The organism is Pseudoalteromonas sp. Isolate3 (assembly GCF_022398505.1).
Lineage (GTDB): Bacteria > Pseudomonadota > Gammaproteobacteria > Enterobacterales > Alteromonadaceae > Pseudoalteromonas > Pseudoalteromonas apostichopi.
Window position 1 is genome coordinate 14,511 of the sequence record NZ_JAKEVN010000020.1, and the last position, 18,474, is coordinate 32,984.

Below are 18,474 nucleotides of genomic sequence, written 5' to 3' on the forward strand. Positions count from 1 at the left end.
ACTAAAGCTGACTTAGTTTTATTTCTCTTAGTGGTAAGGTGACGTAAAACTGAGAGCCTTCATTGATATTTGCTTCTGCTGTAATTGTCCCATGGTGTCGTTCGACTATTTTCTTACAAATAGCTAAGCCTAACCCTGTTCCTTCGTATGCTTGTTTAGAGTGAACCCGTTCAAAAAGGTTAAATATTCTGTCTTTAAACTCGCTATTAAAACCTATTCCGTTATCAATGACAGCGATAACAAGATGCTCGTCTGTTCGCTCAACTGACTTAATCCCTATAATGGGTGCTTGATGTGGGTGACTAAATTTAAGCGCATTGAGAATTAAGTTTTGAAACAAACGCTGGATTTGTCGTTTGTCGCCATAGATTTCACCAATGTCTTCTATGTGAAACACCGCGTCCTTGTCAGCGATAATTAACTCAAGATCATCAAGAATATCATGAAAAACATCTGATGCTGAAAAGTGACGAAACTCTTCGCCTTTTCGATTGATTCTAGAAAAACTCAATACTCCTTTGATAAGTTTTTGCATTCTTTCGGCAGAATCCATCATACGAGAGATATAAGAAGCGTTTCTTTCTCCAATCTGTTCTTTAGAGTTTTGCAGGCGATCGCCGAACATTTGTATTTTTCGTAAGGGTTCTTGTAAATCATGAGACGCAACAAAAGCAAACCGTTCTAACTCTTGGTTAGACTCTTCAGATTTTCTAAGTGCGATTTCAAGGTCAAGCTCGGCTTGTTGTCGAGTGAGTATTTCCGCTTTTAAAGCGACAGTTCGCTCATTAACTTTAGTTTCTAATAAGTTGTTTAACTTTTTAAGGCGCTCAGATTTTTCAATAACATGATTAACCAAATGATTGCGAAACTTTATAGCGCAAGATATTTCGTTTGCCTTCCAAGGTGAGCATTTATTACGTACATTCTCTTGCCATAAACGAAATGAGCTACGAGGCATAAGGCGGTGACTACCGTCGTCAAGAAATTCGATTATCTTTTCAGGTTTCCCACCCCAATTTTTTGTTTCAATCACCTCTTTACGAAACCACATAATAAATAGGTTTTCATTAGTAGAAACAGGCATAGCAAGTACGCCGCTTGCAATATTAGCAAACTTACTAAATTCAGCATTTTCATTAGACAAGTGATGGTTATGATACAGCAGTTCATCTTCTAAGTGGTTGCTTTTCAACCACTCAAATAAATGATAAATATCATCATTTGCGGGTACATCCCCGAAACTTTCAATATCTTTTTCTAGCCGCCATGCAACACCATCAGCACTTAGCATGCTAAGTAAAGCAGGAACTTGTTTGCGTAAGCCATCAATGAAAAAGACTTCTTCAGACATATGCTCTGCTATCTCTGCACTGATGGCGGTGGCTTTAGCTTCTTGAATCGCTTCGATTGATTGTGTTTTGAGGGAAATTATATATGAGAGCATCAACCCCATATACTGTGCAACTTGTCGTGCCTCAAAAGGGACGACATGGCTTGAATAGTGGTGACAAGCAATTAACCCCCATAATTTACCAGCAATAATAATACTGATAGACATTGATGCTTTAACACCCATATTGCGTAAATATTGGCAATGAATGGGGGAGACACTTCTGGTTATACACGTGCTTAAATCTACAGGCTTGTCTTGTGGGTAGATAGGTGATACTTCAGCATCCACATCTGCAAGTAACCTTATAGGATTACGCAAATATAAAGCGCGTGCTTGCTTTGGAATATCTGACTCAGGAAAATGCTGGTGTAGAAATGAGTTTAACTCATCTTTTTTGGCTTCTGCTACGACTTGACCATTATATTCATGGTCAAACTGATAGAGCATAACGCGATCAAAACCTGTTAAGTTCCGAACTTCTTCTACTGCTGTGTCGAATGATGAGTTTAGCTCTTTTTTGTCAGCTATTAGGTGAAGAGATTGCTTCATCAAGTAATTCATGGGGTCAATACTTGAGTGCTCTTTCTTTATATCAAACTCAAGTTCAATGAGTAAGTATTCATCGTTACGAGAAATAACACCTTTAATAGAGGTCTCAGGCGATTTACCTTTTAACTCAATCTTGAGTGGGTTAATGGCATGAAAGTCCTTTTGGGCTTTATTTTCCTCTATGATATTAGATGTATTCGCTTCAAAGAAATTAGTTATATGTGAGCCTACTAAGCGATCCTTTTGTGTATTTAAAAGCAATAAAATATTTTCGCTGAAATAGCATATTTTGAGTGTTTCAGGGTCAACAACTAGTAAGTACCCATGCGGTTGTATAGAGCCTGGAATATGAATAGGTTCTTTATGGCAATTGTCTAATGAGACTTTAAATGTATTGCTCAATTTATATCTCCAAGCGCTTGAGAGATTAAGCTAAATGCCTTATTTGCTCCCAATAAAATGTCATCTGCTGAGTTTGGGTTGTCGTTATGATACTGCTTTAGTGCGTGGATAAATTGAGCCCACTTTTGATTCCTAAGTTCACCATAACTATAAAAAAAACGGATCCCTTCAAGCTCATTTATCCAATTATGCTTTTTAAGCGCTTTAAATATGTGACCTCCACCCATGGTGGCTCCCTCCATTACATACATCATTCCAAATGCATGTGATACGTTGCAGATATTTTTTAAATCATCGTGTTTATATAATTTAACAGGTGGAGCGTGTTGAGATGTTTGCAAATAAGCAATATCTTGATTTAACCAGCTTAGCTTGCTGCGGCCAACAAGTAGATGTTTTGTGGCACCATAGGTTGATATAGCATCCTCCATAATAGAATAGCTACTATGCATTGCGATTAAAATTTCTAAATACGATTGTTGGGTCATATTTTTATCGAATAATACTGCACCTAGTTGTTTTTCCACACGAGAGTGAAGGAAGTCGGTACTATTTTTTATAAAAGTATGAATATTATTTTGATCGCTATTGCAAGTTATTACAGTGGCGTTTGATAAAGCTGAACCCATTGTTATCCTGAACGTATTTGGAGCATTCTAGTAGTATTCGCACCAGTATATACTTAGGTACAAGTATGTAAAATACAAAATTAAGGGTGATTAGGAAAAGGCAACTATTTATTGCGGGTTCAAATGACTTGTAAAGTTAGAAGGTCTTTGTTTATTTACAGAGCAAGTAAATGAATGCAAAAAACCCAGCCGGAGCTGGGTTTTTTAAGCAAAGTGCTTGGGAGGGATGATTACATCATTCCGCCCATACCACCCATGCCGCCCATGCCGCCCATATCTGGAGCAGCTGGCTCATCTTTCGGGATTTCAGCAACCATTGCTTCAGTTGTGATCATTAGACCTGCGATTGAAGCTGCGTACTGAAGTGCAGAACGCGTTACTTTCGTTGGGTCTAAGATACCCATTTCGATCATGTCGTTGTACTCGCCTGATGCTGCGTTGTAACCGTAGTTACCTTCACCGCCTTTTACTGAGTTAACAACAACTGATGCTTCGTCACCAGCGTTCGTTACGATTTGACGAAGTGGTGCTTCCATTGCACGTAGTGCAACTTTAATACCGTGGCTTTGGTCTTCGTTGTCGCCAGCAAGTTCAACAAGTTTGCTTGCTACGCGAACTAGTGCAACACCACCACCTGGTACAACACCTTCTTCAACCGCTGCGCGAGTTGCGTGTAGTGCATCTTCAACGCGGTCTTTTTTCTCTTTCATTTCGATTTCAGTTGCTGCGCCAACTTTGATTACTGCAACACCGCCAGCTAGTTTAGCCATACGCTCTTGTAGTTTCTCTTTATCGTAGTCAGACGTCGCTTCTTCGATTTGTGCTTTGATTTGTGCAACACGACCATTGATGCCGTCTTCTTCGCCTGCACCGTCGATGATTGTTGTATCATCTTTAGTGATTACAACGCGCTTCGCTGTACCCAGGTCTTCGATAGTTGCTTTTTCTAGCTCTAAACCGATTTCTTCAGAAATTACTGTACCACCTGTTAATACAGCGATGTCTTGAAGCATTGCTTTACGACGGTCGCCAAAACCAGGGGCTTTAACTGCAGACACTTTAACGATGCCGCGCATGTTGTTCACTACTAGTGTTGCAAGTGCTTCACCTTCAAGGTCTTCAGCAATGATAAGTAGTGGCTTGCTTGCTTTAGCAACTGCTTCTAGTGTAGGTAGTAGCTCACGGATGTTAGATACTTTTTTGTCTACAAGTAGAATGAATGGGTTGTCTAGCTCTACAGCGCCTTTTTCAGCGTTGTTGATGAAGTATGGAGAAAGGTAACCGCGGTCAAACTGCATACCTTCAACTACGTCTAGCTCGTTTTCTAATGACTGACCTTCTTCAACAGTGATAACGCCTGAGTCACGGCCTACTTTTTCCATTGCTTGTGCAATGATGTCACCGATTTCTTTATCAGAGTTAGCAGAAATAGTACCTACTTGTGCAATTGCTTTAGTGTCTGCACATGGAACAGAAAGTGCTTTAAGCTCTTCAACTGCTGCAGTAACTGCTTTGTCGATACCGCGCTTAAGGTCCATTGGGTTCATACCCGCTGCAACTGCTTTTAAGCCTTCGTTTACGATAGATTGCGCTAATACTGTTGCAGTTGTTGTACCGTCACCTGCAGCGTCATTCGCTTTAGACGCTACTTCTTTAACCATTTGTGCGCCCATGTTTTCGAACTTGTCTTCAAGCTCGATCTCTTTAGCTACAGATACACCGTCTTTAGTGATCACTGGAGCGCCGAATGATTTGTCTAATACAACGTTACGGCCTTTAGGACCTAAAGTTACTTTTACTGCGTTTGCTAAAATGTTTACGCCAGTTAGCATTTTGCCACGTGCGTCACCTGCAAAAAGTACTTCTTTTGCTGCCATGATTTAATTCCTCTTAAATTCTGTAAACGGGTTGCTAAACGAAAAGTAGGATTAGCCTACAATGCCTAGAATGTTATCTTCACGCATGATCAGGTACTCTTGACCTTCGATCTTTTCAACTTTTTCAACATAAGAGCCGAACAGCACAGTGTCACCGGCTTTAACTTCTAACGCTCTTACTTCACCGTTGTCTAAAACACGGCCATTACCAACAGCGATAACTTCTCCGCGAGTTGATTTTTCAGCTGCAGAGCCAGTTAATACAATACCGCCAGCAGACTTAGTTTCTTCTTCTAGACGCTTAACGATGACGCGATCATGTAAAGGACGAATGTTCATTTATTTAGTTCTCCTAACAGTTTCTGAACAGTACAGAAAAAATCTTGTGTTATTGCAGGGGAGTGCTTAGCCACCCGCTGCGTTTCATTGCATTCATTAATGGGGGTGGCTTAAAAAAATCCAAGTACAAAAATTAAAAAATTTTAATCTTTTCGCTCAAATTCACCATCAATAGTTGTCGGTTGGTGGTTTGGCTCTTCGTGAGTTGTTGTTTTACTGTGATATTGGAAGTGTGCAGAGCCTTGATTTGTCTGCGAACTCATGCGCACAGTGGCTTGACTGGCAAGGCCTGCAGCTAGCTTGTTTCGTATTGCTGGGGTGAGTAATAAAAAGCCAAAAAAGTCAGTCATAATCCCCGGAGTCATCAATAAAACACCGGCGATAATCACACATAAACCCGTAAACAATTCTTTGGCAGGCATTTGCCCTTGTGCCATTTGTAACTGCACGTTTTGAATCGCACCTATACCTTGTTGCTTAACTAATTTTGCACCGACAATCGCGGTTACAATCACAAGCGCTATGGTGGCAAAGCCACCGATCACTTCACTCACTTGAATGAGTAATGCAATCTCCACAATCGGCACTAAAATAAATAACAAAAACAAAAATCTAAACATAAGGCTCTCTAAAAAATGTCATTCTCTTTCGAGTCAGTGAAATATAAATAGGGGTGAGCAGGTCATTTTTCAAGGTGGAACCTAGGATCGCCTTGCTCGCTACACATTATAGTTACTATCGGCTACTATGGTGCGACTCACGTAATCAAACAAAGGTTCCTTATGACTACGCATTTTCGACTTATTTTTACTACTTGTGCAAATGAGGATGAAGCCCGTCAGTTGGCACAACATCTAGTTAAAGAAAAGCTAGCGGCTTGTGTGAACATTATGCCTACAATTGAATCTATCTACATGTGGGAAGGCGAGATAACTCAAGCTATAGAAAGTAAGTTACTGATCAAAACTAAGTCAGAAAAAATGAATGAAGTGATCCAAACTATCAAGAAATTGCATAGTTATGAGATACCAGAAATTCAGGTCGTTGATGTTGCTACAGGCAATTTAGCCTATTTTAATTGGATGGATGAGGTACTTAATTAATGCGATCGTTCCTTTTATTACTTTGTGCACTGTGGCTTGTGCCGGCAAGTGCAAGTAATAACAATTTACTTGGAAATCTACTGCAGCCCGCAGAGCAAACATTTCTGCCGGTTGAACAGGCCTTTGTTTTTGATTTTGACCAGCAAGGCAAAACCTTATTTATTGGCTGGGATATTGCGCCTGATTATTACCTTTATAAAAAGAAAGTCGAAATAATCGCTAAAGGCGCTGATATTGAAATACCTGATCTTGGTAAAGGGCAAATTATAGAAGATGAGTTTTTTGGTAAGACAGAGGTCTTCTTTGACTCGTTAAGTGTGGTTACTAAGGTCAGTAATGTCACTGAAGGGGCGGTTGTTAAAATTCGTTTTCAAGGCTGTGCCGAGGCGGGGTTATGTTATCCGCCAGAAGTTAGGACCATTCCGTTATCTGTGATTGCAGGTGAGCGAGTATCAGAGACTGCAGATGCGGGGAACGCATTAGCAGCATTAACACAAGCAGCTGATACAAATGAAGCGTCATCAGCGCCTTCTCAAGAAGCATCAAAACCAGCTGGTGAGCAGTCATATACCGATAAACTGGCATCGCAAGGCTTATTGACGAATCTTGTTATTTTCTTTTTAGTCGGTGTTGGTCTTGCTTTTACACCTTGTGTATTTCCAATGTTTCCAATTTTATCGAGTCTTATCGCGGGACAGCAGAATTTATCGACCAAAAAAGCGTTTTCGCTGTCGTTCGTTTACGTACAAGGTATGGCCGTTACGTATGCAGCACTGGGCTTAGTGGTTGCATCATTAGGTGGTCAAGTCCAAGGATATTTGCAGCATCCAACGGTGCTAATCAGCTTTAGTATTTTGTTTGTATTGCTGGCAATGTCGATGTTTGGCTGGTATGAAATCAAATTACCTAGTGGCATGATGAATAAGCTCACTCAGGTTAGTAACCAGCAAAAAGGCGGCAACTATGTTGGCGTATTTATGATGGGTGTACTGTCTGGTTTGATAGCTTCACCTTGTACAACCGCGCCGTTGTCTGCTGCTTTACTCTACGTGGCGCAAAGTGGTGACTACCTAGTGGGTGGTTTAACACTCTATGTACTAAGTTTAGGCATGGGCTTACCACTGTTATTATTGGGTACTTCTGGTGGTAAATTACTGCCAAAAGCCGGTGGTTGGATGGAGCAAGTAAAAACCTTATTCGGTTTTATCATGCTGGTTGTGCCACTTATTCTGCTTGAACGTATTGTTGATATCGAATTCATCTGGTTGATGGCTGGTTTATTAGCACTTGCAACAGCGCTGTATTTACACCACTGGCAAAGTGCGCAATCGCAGGGCAAGCTAAAAACAGCATTGTGGTTTGCTGCAACATTACTTGTTGTGACAGGGGCTAGTTTAACGAAAAATTATTTCTGGCCTAGTAAAGCGGTGGTTGCTGAAGCTGCCGTACAAACACATCGTTTTAAACACGTTGCTAATTTAAGTGAATTGAAAGAAGAAATTGCTGCCGCAAGTAGCGAAGGGCGTTTAGTGATGGTCGATTTATACGCTGATTGGTGTGTTGCGTGTAAAGAGTTTGAACACTACACCTTTCCTGACGCTAAGGTGCAAGAGCAGTTTGCTCACTTTGAGTTAATCCAAATTGATTTAACCGAAAGTGATGCAAAAACTATTGAATTAATGGAAGAGTACACGGTATTCGGTTTACCGAGTATTTTGTTCTTTGATACCCAAGGTAATGAGCTTTTAGATCAACGTGTAACTGGGTTTTTAAACGCGAAAGACTTTACTGAACATTTAGCAAAAGTAAGAAATACTGCCAAATAAACGCAAACGTGCAGGAAAATAGCAAAACGCCACTCATTAGAGTGGCGTTTTTGTTTCTAGCTAAGAAAAATGCTTTTATTAGCTAAAAATCAGCGCTTTTTCTTGTAAATGTTCAATTACACAACAAGCAAAGACAGTGATTAACTTACTTGAGTGCCTTGTCATGCCTGCATTTGCCGTAAGTAGGTAGTGATTAGACCAGTATTTTGCTGCTATTTACGTCGAAATATCTATAATAGGTGGTTAACGTGAGAAATAGTTGCTATTTTACATCAGCACGCTTAGGTTAAGCGTGGGTTTATGATGAATATGGTTAAACTGCTTACTTATAGGATATATCGCGTATTATGGCTGCAAAATTCAAACTTTTAGTTCTAAATGGGCCAAATTTAAACATGCTTGGCAAGCGTGAACCAGAAAAGTACGGCACTCAATCTCTTGATGAGATTATAGCTGAACTTAGTCAGGTTGCTGCAGGTCTCAATGTTGATTTAACGCATTTCCAAAGTAACAGTGAAGCTGCATTAATAGAGCGCATTCACGATGCATGGCAAGAGGTTGATGCAATTATTATTAACCCTGCTGCATTTACGCATACAAGCGTAGCCTTACGGGATGCATTACTCAGTGTAAACATTCCCTTTTACGAGGTGCATTTAACTAATGTGCATGCTCGCGAAGCATTCCGTCATCATTCGTATTTTTCGGATGTGGCACAAGGCGTCATTATTGGATTAGGAGCAATGGGTTATAAGGTGGCACTAGAAGCTGCAGTTAACCAATTGCAAAACACACATTAATTTTTAAATAACTAACAGGCGGGTCGTTCAATGGATATTCGCAAGATCAAAAAACTTATCGAACTAGTAGAAGAATCTGGTATTGCTGAATTAGAAATCACTGAAGGTGAAGAGTCAGTACGCATCAATCGTAACAACATGGCTGCAGCACCTGCAATGCAATATGCTCCACAACAGTTTGCAGCACCTGCGCCTGCAGCGGCGCCAGCTCCAGTAGCAGATGCTCCAGCAGCAGAAGCGGCTGCTCCAGCTGCACCGACTGGTCACCAAGTTAAATCACCTATGGTTGGTTCATTCTACTCAGCGGCTTCTCCAGAAGCAGCACCTTATGTAGAAGTAGGTTCTAAAGTAAATGTTGGCGACACGTTATGTATCGTTGAAGCAATGAAAATGATGAACCAAATCGAATCTGATAAAGCAGGCACAGTAAAAGCTATCTTAGTTGAAAATGGCGAGCCAGTAGAATTCGATCAACCTTTATTCATCATTGAATAATAGCGCAACAAAAGGCCAACTCTATGTTAGATAAAGTAGTCATTGCAAACCGAGGTGAAATTGCACTTCGCGTACTGCGCGCCTGCAAAGAGCTTGGGATCAAAACTGTTGCTGTGCATTCAACGGCAGACCGTGATCTTAAGCACGTGTTACTGGCAGATGAAACAATTTGTATTGGTAAACCATCAGCGACTGAAAGTTACTTAGATATTCCGCGCATTATTGCAGCGGCAGAAGTAACAGACGCAGTTGCTATCCACCCAGGTTATGGTTTCCTTTCTGAAAATGCAGACTTTGCTGATCAAGTTGAGCAAAGTGGCTTTGTGTTTATCGGTCCTAAAGGCGACACGATTCGCTTAATGGGTGATAAAGTTTCTGCAATCGAAGCGATGCGTAAAGCAGGTGTACCTTGTGTACCTGGTTCAGATGGTCCATTAACGGCAGACAGCGAACGCAACATTCAAATCGCAAAACGTATTGGTTACCCTGTAATTATTAAAGCAGCAGGCGGCGGCGGCGGTCGTGGTATGCGTGTTGTTCGCAGCGAAAAAGAACTAATCGATTCAATCGCTCTTACTCAGCAAGAAGCAAAGCAGTTCTTCGGTAATGGTATGGTTTACATGGAAAAATTCCTTGAAAACCCACGTCATATCGAAGTTCAAGTACTTGCTGACGGTCAAGGCAATGCAGTTCACTTAGGTGAGCGTGATTGTTCAATGCAACGTCGTCACCAAAAAGTTGTTGAAGAAGCGCCAGCGCCAGGTATCACAGCTGAAATGCGTAAGTTCATCGGTGACCGTTGTACTCGTGCATGTATCGAAATTGGTTATCGTGGTGCAGGTACGTTCGAGTTCTTATACGAAAACGGCGAGTTCTATTTCATCGAAATGAATACTCGTATTCAGGTTGAGCACCCAGTAACAGAAATGGTAACTGGCGTTGACTTAATCAAAGAACAGCTAAAAATTGCAGCTGGCCAGCCATTATCATTCACACAAGAAGATGTGGTTATTCGTGGTCATGCAATTGAGTGCCGTATTAATGCTGAAGACCCAGAAACCTTTATTCCATCACCAGGTAAAATCACGCGATTCCACCCTGCTGGCGGTTTAGGTATTCGTTGGGACAGTCATATCTATGCAGATTACACCGTACCACCTCATTACGATTCAATGATTGGTAAGCTGATCTGTTATGGTGAAAACCGTGATGTAGCCATTGCTCGTTCACGCAATGCGTTAAACGAATTAGTGATTGACGGTATCAAGACCAACACACCACTACACAAGAAAATCTTGGCAGATGAGAACTTCCAAAACGGTGGTACAAACATCCACTACCTTGAGAAGAAGCTAGGTCTGTAAACAAAATTCTGTTTAAGCTAAAAAGCCGGCAACTTTGCCGGCTTTTTTTTGTCAAATTAGGCATAAGAGCGGCTCTCGCCTTACAAAAATATTCTGGTATGATTAATAAAGTAATGTGTTTTTAGTTTTTCATGAGGTAATAATGACCGACAGTGTTGGTTTTCCACTCGCTGATGAAGCGGCAACGGTTAATATGGGTAAGCAACTTGCAGCCTTAATGGAGCAAGGAGCAGTCATCTATTTACATGGTGACTTAGGTGCCGGTAAAACGACATTAACCCGTGGTATCGTGCAAGGTTTCGGTCATCAAGGTAAGGTTAAGAGTCCAACTTATACACTGGTCGAGCCTTACCAATTAACTAAAGCTGATGTCTATCACTTTGATTTATATCGCTTAGGTGATCCTGAAGAACTTGAATATATGGGTATTCGTGACTATTTTTCACCACAGGCTATTTGTGTTGTGGAATGGCCCGAAAAAGGCGGCGAATTTATTCCAACACCGGATCTTGATATCACCCTGCGCTATGAAGGCGAGGCGCGTGCTATTTTAATTAACAGCTTAACCGACCGTGGTCAGGCAATTGTTCAGCAACTTAAGAGCGCGTAAGAATAAACATATAAAAATAAAGGTGTATTAGTAAAAATGGCTCGTTGTACATTTAAACTATTAACTATATTGATGTTTTTGTTTGTGAGCCAAGTTGCGCTTGCACAAAATACGATTAATAGCGTACGTGTGTGGCCCTCACCTGACAGCACTCGTGTGGTCTTTGACTTAAACGATAAGCCAGATTTTAGCTACTTCATGTTGAAGAACCCAGCTCGTTTAGTGATTGACTTAAAAAATACCGACAAACTAGATAGCTTGCCTGCTATTCCTAAAAAGCATCAGATTGTTTCAAAACTGCGTTATTCAAAACCAAAAGATAGCAAGAGTGTGCGTTTTGTTTTTGAACTAGCTCGTGCCAGTAAACCAGTTGTGTTTGCTTTATTACCGACCGATCCATATAAACACCGTTTAGTGGTTGACCTTGTGGATAAAACGCCGAAGGCAGAACCAGTTGCTTCAACCAATACCAGTGTTAAAAAGCGTGAGCTTCATCAAGAACGCGATATCGTCATTGCGATTGACGCAGGCCATGGTGGTGAAGACCCGGGCTCAATTGGTCCGTCGGGCACGTATGAAAAAGATATCACGCTGCAAATAGCGAAGCGCCTGGAGCGAATGATAGATGCTGAAAAAGGCATGATTTCGCGCATGGTTCGCCGTAGTGACTACTTTGTCAATTTAAACACCCGTACTAGCATTGCTCGAAAGAAAAAAGCAGACTTCTTTGTGTCGATTCATGCTGACGCATTTACCAGCCCGCAGCCAAACGGCGCTTCTGTCTGGGTGCTATCACTGCGCCGCGCTAATTCTGAAATTGGTAAATGGATTGAGGATAAAGAAAAACACTCAGAGCTTTTAGGTGGTGCTGCTGGGGTGTTAAAAGATACTGCTAGCGAAAAATATTTAGCACAAGCACTGCTAGATATGTCAATGGATCACTCAATGAAAACAGGTTTTAGTGTTGCGGAAGAAGTGGTTAGCGAATTAAGAAAAGTTGCTAAAATGCATAAGAAGCGTCCACAAGCGGCGAGTCTTGCAGTATTAAAATCACCGGATATTCCGTCTATTTTGGTAGAAACAGGGTTTATTTCGAACCCGCGCGAAGAGCGAATGCTAAAAACGGCGCAGCATCAGGAGCGTTTAGCAAAAGCAATTTTCACTTCGATTAAAAATTACTATATGCAAAACCCGCCAGATGACTCGTTATTTGCTAAGTTAAAAGCGCAGTTTCCGACTAAACATAAAGTACGTCCCGGTGAGTCGTTAAGTATTTTGGCAAGCAGATACAACACCTCTGTTAGTAAGCTAAAAACGGCCAACAAGTTAAAATCGAATACCTTGTTTATTGGTCAAGAGCTTGATATTCCTCAAAGCTAGTCAATTTTCGTGTTAGGAACACTATGAGCATAGAAATACTACCCGCGCGATTGGCTAACCAAATTGCTGCGGGTGAGGTGGTTGAACGCCCCGCATCTGTTGTTAAAGAGCTAGTCGAAAACAGTTTAGATGCCGGCGCAACGCGCATTCAAATCGATATTGAGCGCGGTGGTCATAAGCTGATTCGCATTCGCGATAATGGTTCGGGCATTAATAAAGATGAGCTGACATTAGCTTTGTCGCGCCATGCTACAAGTAAACTTAAGTCACTTGATGATTTAGAGAACATCTGTTCACTGGGTTTTCGTGGTGAAGCACTCGCTTCTATTAGCTCAGTATCACGGCTAACTTTGAGTTCAAAACCAAAACAACAAGAAGCCGCATGGCAAGCGTTTGCTGAAGGACGGGATATGGCGGTGCAAATCAAGCCAACTGCACATCCCGATGGCACCACCATTGAGGTAAAAGACTTATTTTTTAATACCCCTGCGCGGCGAAAGTTTCTTCGCACCGAGAAAACTGAGTTTTCACATATCGATGAGCTAATAAAGCGTATCGCGTTGAGTCGCTTTGATGTATCTATTACTCTTACACACAACGGCAAAGTTGTGCGTCAATACCGTGCAAAGCCAAACCCTGAGCACGCAATAACACGTGTAGCGCAAGTTGCTGGTAAGGCGTTCAGTGAGCAGGGTTTGCATATTCAATCAGGTGAAGCAGGCTTGATGCTACGAGGCTGGGTATTACCAGTGGGTTCAGCAAATAGCACTCAATATACCTATGTCAATAATCGCATGATGCGCGATAAACTCATTTTGCATGCGATTCGCCAAGCTTTTGAAGAAGTTGCTGGATCAGAAGAGCTTCCAGGATTTGTAATTTATATTGATATTGATCCACGCCAGGTCGATGTTAATGTGCACCCGGCTAAACATGAAGTACGGTTTCATCAAGGTCGCTTAGTACATGATTTTATTCTGCAGGCAATAAAACAAGTTGTAGTGCCGCTTCAGCATGAAGCCGGTTTTACCGAACATAATGACACTGCTTTTCAAAATGCTTCGTTTGATGAGACAAACCTAAGCAGCACGCAGCCAAGTTTGAATCAATCAGTGCCAGCAGAGCAGTATGATTACCCCAAATCTGAATTACAACCGACACGTTTAACAAGTTATTCTGGTACAACAGGTCGTTCTGGAGGTGGTTTTGGTAGCGACAGCCAAGGGCGCAGTAAAACATCGCATCAAGATGTGAATGCTTTTTATCAAGGGATCAGTGAGCAACATGCCGCGCATTTTGACCAAGTACGCCCTGAACCAAGCATTGCAGCACCGGTTGCTGAGCAAGCTAAGCTTGCCAAACTCATTCACGTACGAGAAGGCGAATGCGTATTTAGTGAAGATAACCAGCTATTTGCTGCGCACTTTAAGTATGCTTTAGCACTCGACTGGCAAGTGCAAGTAGAACAAGCTGGCAGTCTTGATGGCAAAGCTTTGTTGTTGCCTGTGCGAGTGAATGCAAGTGCTGATGACATTAGCGCCTTAAATGCTCAGCAGTCGTGGTTTACCTTACTCGGTTTTGATTTGGTTATTGAAAAGCAATTTGTGATGGTTAAAAGGCTCCCGCCTTGTGTGTATTTACTTGATGTGAGTCATGCTATTGAGTGCCTGATTAGCGGCTGCAAATCATCGCTAAGTTCACTGGATAAATGGCTAGAATGGTTAACACAGCAAATTCCAAAACGCTATTACGCAAGTCAAGCCTTTATGGAGCAAGTGACTCGGTTAGAAAATAATCCACAAACTATGCAACGTTTACGTCAAAAAGCAGTTAAAATAGATCTATCTCAGTTTTTAAACTAAGCAAGGTATTTAGGCTTGAATAACTTACCCGTCATTTTTTTAATGGGACCAACCGCTGCAGGGAAAACAGACTTAGCAATTTCGCTGTGTGGGCATTTAAACACAGAAGTAATCAGTGTTGATTCAGCATTAGTCTATAAAGATATGGATATCGGCACTGCAAAACCAAATGCAGAAGAGCTAGCTCGTGCGCCGCATCATTTGATCGATATTATTGACCCAGCAGATAGTTATTCAGTAGCAGATTTTCGCCGTGATGCCATTGAAAAGATTGATCTATTTCATAAGCAAGGTAAAGTACCTGTATTGGTTGGCGGTACAATGATGTATTTTAAGTCGCTTATTGATGGCTTATCACCGCTACCAGAGGCATCACCTGAAGTACGTGCCGAGCTTGAAAAAGAAGCAAAGCAGTTAGGCTGGCCACATTTGCATAAAGAGCTTGTGAAAATTGATCCTGATGCAGCACAAAAAATAAGCGAAAATGATTCGCAACGAATTAATCGCGCATTGGAAGTGTATCGTATAACAGGTAAAACAATGACTGAGCTGCAAAAACAAAAACAGCCTGAGCTTCCTTATACTTTCCATCAATTTGCCATTGCGCCTGATGATCGCAGTGAATTACATCAGCGAATTGAGAAAAGGTTCAAAATAATGCTCGATCAGGGGTTTGAAAATGAAGTTTCATCCCTATATAAACGTAAGGATTTACACCCAGACCTACCTTCGATTCGTTGTGTGGGTTATAGACAAATGTGGGATTACATTGCTGGCGAAATTGACTATGATGAAATGGTCTTTCGCGGTATTGCAGCCACACGGCAGTTAGCCAAGAGACAACTGACTTGGTTAAGAGGTTGGCCTGATGTAACTTGGTTGACTTCGGGTGATGAAGAAAACTTGCAACGTGTAGTAAGTTCGCTAAGCTAGTAGTAGCTGAAAGTTTTTTAGCTTTGTTAAATTAGTTCAGCTACTTAATTATAATAACACCTAGAACGAAGGAAAATAACATGGCAAAAGGCCAGTCGTTACAAGACCCATTTTTAAATGCGTTACGTCGTGAGCGCATTCCAGTATCAATCTTTTTGGTTAATGGCATTAAATTGCAGGGTAAAATCCAGTCATTTGACCAATTTGTTATTTTACTTGAAAACACCGTTAATCAAATGGTGTATAAACACGCTATTTCAACTGTTGTTCCAGCGCGTTCTGTTAACTTCCAAGGTGTTCAAGGAAGTGATGATTCAGAAGAGCAAGAACCTGGAAATTTTTAAACTTAGGAGCGTAATGCTTGTTTGACCGTTATGAAGCCGGCGAACAGGCAGTTTTAGTTCATATCGACTTACCTAAAGAGGGGGATCGTGAAGATCTCCACGAATTAGAGTTGTTGGTATCTTCTGCTGGTGTTAGTAGTTTGGCGATTGTGCAAGGCAGTCGTCAAGCACCACATCCGAAACTTTTCGTCGGGACCGGAAAAGCAGAAGAAATCGCTGAAACTGTCAAAATCCACAATGCAGATGTCATCATTTTCAACCATCAACTTAGCCCGTCACAGGAGCGCAACTTAGAACGCGTTTGCCAGTGTCGTGTTCTTGATCGTACGAGTTTGATCCTAGATATTTTTGCGCAGCGAGCGCGTACTCACGAAGGTAAACTTCAGGTTGAGTTAGCTCAGTTACGCCATATTTCTACTCGATTGATCCGTGGTTGGACCCACCTTGAAAGACAAAAAGGGGGGATAGGTTTACGTGGTCCGGGTGAAACCCAGCTCGAAACCGATAGACGATTATTGCGCGCAAGAATTAAAAATATTCGTGCCCGTTTAGATAAAGTCGCTGTTCAACGTGAGCAGGGTAGGCGTGCACGAACGCGAAATGAAATTCCAACGGTTTCACTAGTTGGTTATACCAATGCTGGTAAATCAACGTTATTTAACCGCATTACAGATTCTGATGTGTATGCAGCCGACCAGTTATTCGCAACCCTAGATCCAACCTTACGTAAGTTGGATATTGGTGATATAGGTCCGGTTATTTTAGCTGATACGGTAGGTTTTATACGTCACTTACCGCATGACCTTGTTGCAGCGTTTAAAGCAACCTTAACAGAAACCCGTGAAGCTGATTTGCAGCTACATGTTATTGATGTGGCAGACCCTCGTCGAAAAGAAAATATTGAGCAAGTACAGTCTGTTTTAAAAGAAATTGAAGCAGATGAAGTGCCTCAGTTATTGGTTTATAACAAAATAGATGCACTAGATGACGTTGCGCCACGTATAGATAGAAACGATGAAGGTCAACCAGTACGAGTTTGGTTATCTGCGCGAACAGGCGTAGGCTGTGAGCTACTGTCTGAGGCAATTAATGAGTTACTTGCCAAGAAGATGTTTGCTGATGAACTAAAATTAGCACCACAATATGGTCGTATTCGTGCAGCATTATTTAACTTAAACGCAGTTCATCAAGAGAGTTTCGATGAACAAGGAAACTGGTTACTATCGGTACGCTTACCAATGGCAGACTGGAATCGCTTGAAAAAAGAGATGGGACAAGAGCTCGACTCTTTCGTAGTGACTAATTAAAAATCACCGGCATTTGTCTTTTTTAGTATGAGAAACGCTGTAGATTTGATAGATTTAACCTAATTCATTTAGATAACAATGGAGTATAGCTATGGCCTGGAATGAACCGGGTAATAATGGCAATGATAAAGATCCGTGGAATAATAAAGGCGGAAAAGATCAAGGCCCACCTGATTTAGACGAGGTAATGCGTAAGTTCGGCAACAAGTTTGGCGGTTTATTTGGTGGTAATAAACCAGGTAAAAGCGGCGGCGGACTTGGCGGCGCAGGCATTTCTTTCATCCTCATTATTGCCATCATCGTATGGGCATTAAGTGGTATTTACACGGTAAAAGAAGCTGAGCGCGGTATTGTTTTACAGTTTGGACAATATGACCGTATTGCAGAGCCTGGCTTACGTTGGAAAATGACTTTCATTGAACGTGTGATTCCGGTTGATATAGAAGCGGTTCGCTCTCTATCTGCAAAAGGCTTCATGCTAACCGAAGACGAAAACGTGGTTAATGTTGAGTTTGAAGTACAGTACCGTGTTATCGATCCACACCTTTACAAGTTCAGTGTTACTGATGCTGACCACAGCTTACAACAAGCGCTTGATAGTGCACTACGTTATGTTATTGGCCATGTAAAAATGGACCAAGTGTTAACGACTGGTCGTGAGTTAGTGCGTCAACAAACGTGGGATGAGCTTAACAAAATCATCGAGCCTTACAATCTAGGTATTATTGTGAGCGATGTGAACTTTAAAGATTCACGTCCGCCGGGTGAAGTAAAAGATGCCTTTGATGACGCTATCGCTGCACAAGAAGATGAAGAGCGTTTCATCCGTGAAGCCGAAGCGTACGCTCGTGAAATTGAACCTCGTGCTCGTGGTCAAGTAACACGTATGACACAAGAAGCCGAAGCATACCGTGAACGTATTACACTTGAAGCACAAGGTGAAGTGGCTCGATTTGAAAAGCTATTACCAGAGTATCAAGCGGCAAAAGAAGTTACACGTAATCGCTTATATATTGATGCAATGGAAGAAGTGCTAAGTAACAGCTCTAAAGTGTTAGTTGATGTGAAAGGTGGTAACAATATGCTGTATTTACCACTTGATAAAATCATGGAAAAACAAGGTACAGCGACACGTGTTGCATTACCAAGCTCAAGTGATATTAAAGATCTTCGCAACAAAATAAACACTTCACGTAACAGTACGGTAAATTCAAGTAATGACCGTTTCGCAACTGACCGTTTCAATGAGGGGAGATAAGCA

General features: G+C 41.5%; 17 protein-coding genes. 12 read left to right on the forward strand and 5 right to left on the reverse strand.

Going from position 1 to position 18,474, the window contains the following annotated elements; translation table 11 throughout:
* Position 1 precedes the first annotated feature (1 nt).
* The 5 genes from L1D46_RS06545 to L1D46_RS06565 all read right to left on the reverse strand — a co-directional run bounded on the left by L1D46_RS06545 (position 2) and on the right by L1D46_RS06565 (position 5,809).
* Positions 2 to 2,344: an ATP-binding protein gene (locus L1D46_RS06545; protein WP_239977126.1), complete on the reverse strand. Its 2,343-nt coding sequence runs from the start codon at positions 2,342 to 2,344 to the stop codon at positions 2 to 4.
* Entirely contained in the window at positions 2,341 to 2,973 is a 633-nt protein-coding gene (locus tag L1D46_RS06550) for a biliverdin-producing heme oxygenase (RefSeq protein WP_167658414.1), read from the reverse strand. The genes L1D46_RS06545 and L1D46_RS06550 overlap by 4 nt, the downstream gene beginning before the upstream one ends.
* 230 nt (positions 2,974 to 3,203) lie before the next feature.
* A complete protein-coding gene (gene groL, locus L1D46_RS06555; RefSeq protein ID WP_130050370.1) occupies positions 3,204 to 4,850 on the reverse strand; it encodes a chaperonin GroEL in 1,647 nt (548 codons plus the stop codon).
* 51 nt (positions 4,851 to 4,901) lie between these two features.
* Positions 4,902 to 5,189: a co-chaperone GroES gene (locus tag L1D46_RS06560; protein ID WP_063701599.1), complete on the reverse strand. Its 288-nt coding sequence runs from the start codon at positions 5,187 to 5,189 to the stop codon at positions 4,902 to 4,904.
* A gap of 143 nt (positions 5,190 to 5,332) precedes the next feature.
* A complete protein-coding gene (locus tag L1D46_RS06565; RefSeq protein WP_130050371.1) occupies positions 5,333 to 5,809 on the reverse strand; it encodes an FxsA family protein in 477 nt (158 codons plus the stop codon).
* A 162-nt stretch (positions 5,810 to 5,971) separates the two neighbouring features.
* Between L1D46_RS06565 and cutA the strand changes: the two genes are divergently transcribed.
* The 12 genes from cutA (at position 5,972) to hflK (ending at position 18,471) form a co-directional block, all read left to right on the forward strand.
* Entirely contained in the window at positions 5,972 to 6,292 is a 321-nt protein-coding gene (gene cutA, locus L1D46_RS06570) for a divalent-cation tolerance protein CutA (RefSeq protein ID WP_130050372.1), read from the forward strand.
* A complete protein-coding gene (locus tag L1D46_RS06575) occupies positions 6,292 to 8,118 on the forward strand; it encodes a protein-disulfide reductase DsbD (RefSeq protein WP_239977128.1) in 1,827 nt (608 codons plus the stop codon). Before cutA ends, L1D46_RS06575 begins: the two co-directional genes overlap by 1 nt.
* Before the next feature lie 347 nt (positions 8,119 to 8,465).
* Positions 8,466 to 8,918 (forward strand): type II 3-dehydroquinate dehydratase, encoded by a 453-nt coding sequence (gene aroQ / locus L1D46_RS06580; protein WP_178926330.1) that lies wholly within the window; start codon positions 8,466 to 8,468, stop codon positions 8,916 to 8,918.
* Positions 8,919 to 8,948: 30 nt separating this feature from the next.
* A complete protein-coding gene (gene accB, locus L1D46_RS06585) occupies positions 8,949 to 9,413 on the forward strand; it encodes an acetyl-CoA carboxylase biotin carboxyl carrier protein (protein ID WP_130050375.1) in 465 nt (154 codons plus the stop codon).
* Between the two features lie 23 nt (positions 9,414 to 9,436).
* Complete coding sequence (accC, locus tag L1D46_RS06590) at positions 9,437 to 10,777, forward strand: acetyl-CoA carboxylase biotin carboxylase subunit (protein ID WP_130050376.1); 1,341 nt, start codon at positions 9,437 to 9,439, stop codon at positions 10,775 to 10,777.
* Positions 10,778 to 10,919: 142 nt separating this feature from the next.
* A complete protein-coding gene (tsaE, locus tag L1D46_RS06595; protein ID WP_130050377.1) occupies positions 10,920 to 11,387 on the forward strand; it encodes a tRNA (adenosine(37)-N6)-threonylcarbamoyltransferase complex ATPase subunit type 1 TsaE in 468 nt (155 codons plus the stop codon).
* Between the two features lie 72 nt (positions 11,388 to 11,459).
* Complete coding sequence (locus tag L1D46_RS06600; protein ID WP_233786811.1) at positions 11,460 to 12,767, forward strand: N-acetylmuramoyl-L-alanine amidase; 1,308 nt, start codon at positions 11,460 to 11,462, stop codon at positions 12,765 to 12,767.
* 23 nt (positions 12,768 to 12,790) lie between these two features.
* Positions 12,791 to 14,629, forward strand: a complete 1,839-nt coding sequence (gene mutL / locus L1D46_RS06605; protein ID WP_239977130.1) for a DNA mismatch repair endonuclease MutL — start codon at positions 12,791 to 12,793, stop codon at positions 14,627 to 14,629.
* 15 nt (positions 14,630 to 14,644) lie between these two features.
* Positions 14,645 to 15,562, forward strand: a complete 918-nt coding sequence (gene miaA / locus L1D46_RS06610) for a tRNA (adenosine(37)-N6)-dimethylallyltransferase MiaA (RefSeq protein ID WP_167658409.1) — start codon at positions 14,645 to 14,647, stop codon at positions 15,560 to 15,562.
* Positions 15,563 to 15,642: 80 nt separating this feature from the next.
* A complete protein-coding gene (gene hfq / locus L1D46_RS06615) occupies positions 15,643 to 15,906 on the forward strand; it encodes an RNA chaperone Hfq (RefSeq protein WP_130050381.1) in 264 nt (87 codons plus the stop codon).
* 17 nt (positions 15,907 to 15,923) lie between these two features.
* Entirely contained in the window at positions 15,924 to 17,213 is a 1,290-nt protein-coding gene (gene hflX / locus L1D46_RS06620) for a ribosome rescue GTPase HflX (RefSeq protein ID WP_130050382.1), read from the forward strand.
* 91 nt (positions 17,214 to 17,304) lie between these two features.
* A complete protein-coding gene (gene hflK, locus L1D46_RS06625; protein ID WP_130050383.1) occupies positions 17,305 to 18,471 on the forward strand; it encodes an FtsH protease activity modulator HflK in 1,167 nt (388 codons plus the stop codon).
* The last annotated feature ends 3 nt before the right edge of the window (positions 18,472 to 18,474 follow it).

What these genes read in the sequence shown, in the direction of transcription:
- cutA (WP_130050372.1), top strand. Translation starts at nt 5,972, where the DNA reads ATGACTACGCATTTTCGACTTATTTTTACTACTTGTGCAAATGAGGAT.
- L1D46_RS06600 (WP_233786811.1), top strand. Translation starts at nt 11,460, where the DNA reads ATGTTTTTGTTTGTGAGCCAAGTTGCGCTTGCACAAAATACGATTAAT.
- accC (WP_130050376.1), top strand. Translation starts at nt 9,437, where the DNA reads ATGTTAGATAAAGTAGTCATTGCAAACCGAGGTGAAATTGCACTTCGC.
- tsaE (WP_130050377.1), top strand. Translation starts at nt 10,920, where the DNA reads ATGACCGACAGTGTTGGTTTTCCACTCGCTGATGAAGCGGCAACGGTT.
- mutL (WP_239977130.1), top strand. Translation starts at nt 12,791, where the DNA reads ATGAGCATAGAAATACTACCCGCGCGATTGGCTAACCAAATTGCTGCG.
- aroQ (WP_178926330.1), top strand. Translation starts at nt 8,466, where the DNA reads ATGGCTGCAAAATTCAAACTTTTAGTTCTAAATGGGCCAAATTTAAAC.
- L1D46_RS06560 (WP_063701599.1), bottom strand. Translation starts at nt 5,189, where the DNA reads ATGAACATTCGTCCTTTACATGATCGCGTCATCGTTAAGCGTCTAGAA.
- hflK (WP_130050383.1), top strand. Translation starts at nt 17,305, where the DNA reads ATGGCCTGGAATGAACCGGGTAATAATGGCAATGATAAAGATCCGTGG.
- L1D46_RS06550 (WP_167658414.1), bottom strand. Translation starts at nt 2,973, where the DNA reads ATGGGTTCAGCTTTATCAAACGCCACTGTAATAACTTGCAATAGCGAT.
- L1D46_RS06575 (WP_239977128.1), top strand. Translation starts at nt 6,292, where the DNA reads ATGCGATCGTTCCTTTTATTACTTTGTGCACTGTGGCTTGTGCCGGCA.
- hfq (WP_130050381.1), top strand. Translation starts at nt 15,643, where the DNA reads ATGGCAAAAGGCCAGTCGTTACAAGACCCATTTTTAAATGCGTTACGT.
- L1D46_RS06565 (WP_130050371.1), bottom strand. Translation starts at nt 5,809, where the DNA reads ATGTTTAGATTTTTGTTTTTGTTATTTATTTTAGTGCCGATTGTGGAG.
- accB (WP_130050375.1), top strand. Translation starts at nt 8,949, where the DNA reads ATGGATATTCGCAAGATCAAAAAACTTATCGAACTAGTAGAAGAATCT.
- groL (WP_130050370.1), bottom strand. Translation starts at nt 4,850, where the DNA reads ATGGCAGCAAAAGAAGTACTTTTTGCAGGTGACGCACGTGGCAAAATG.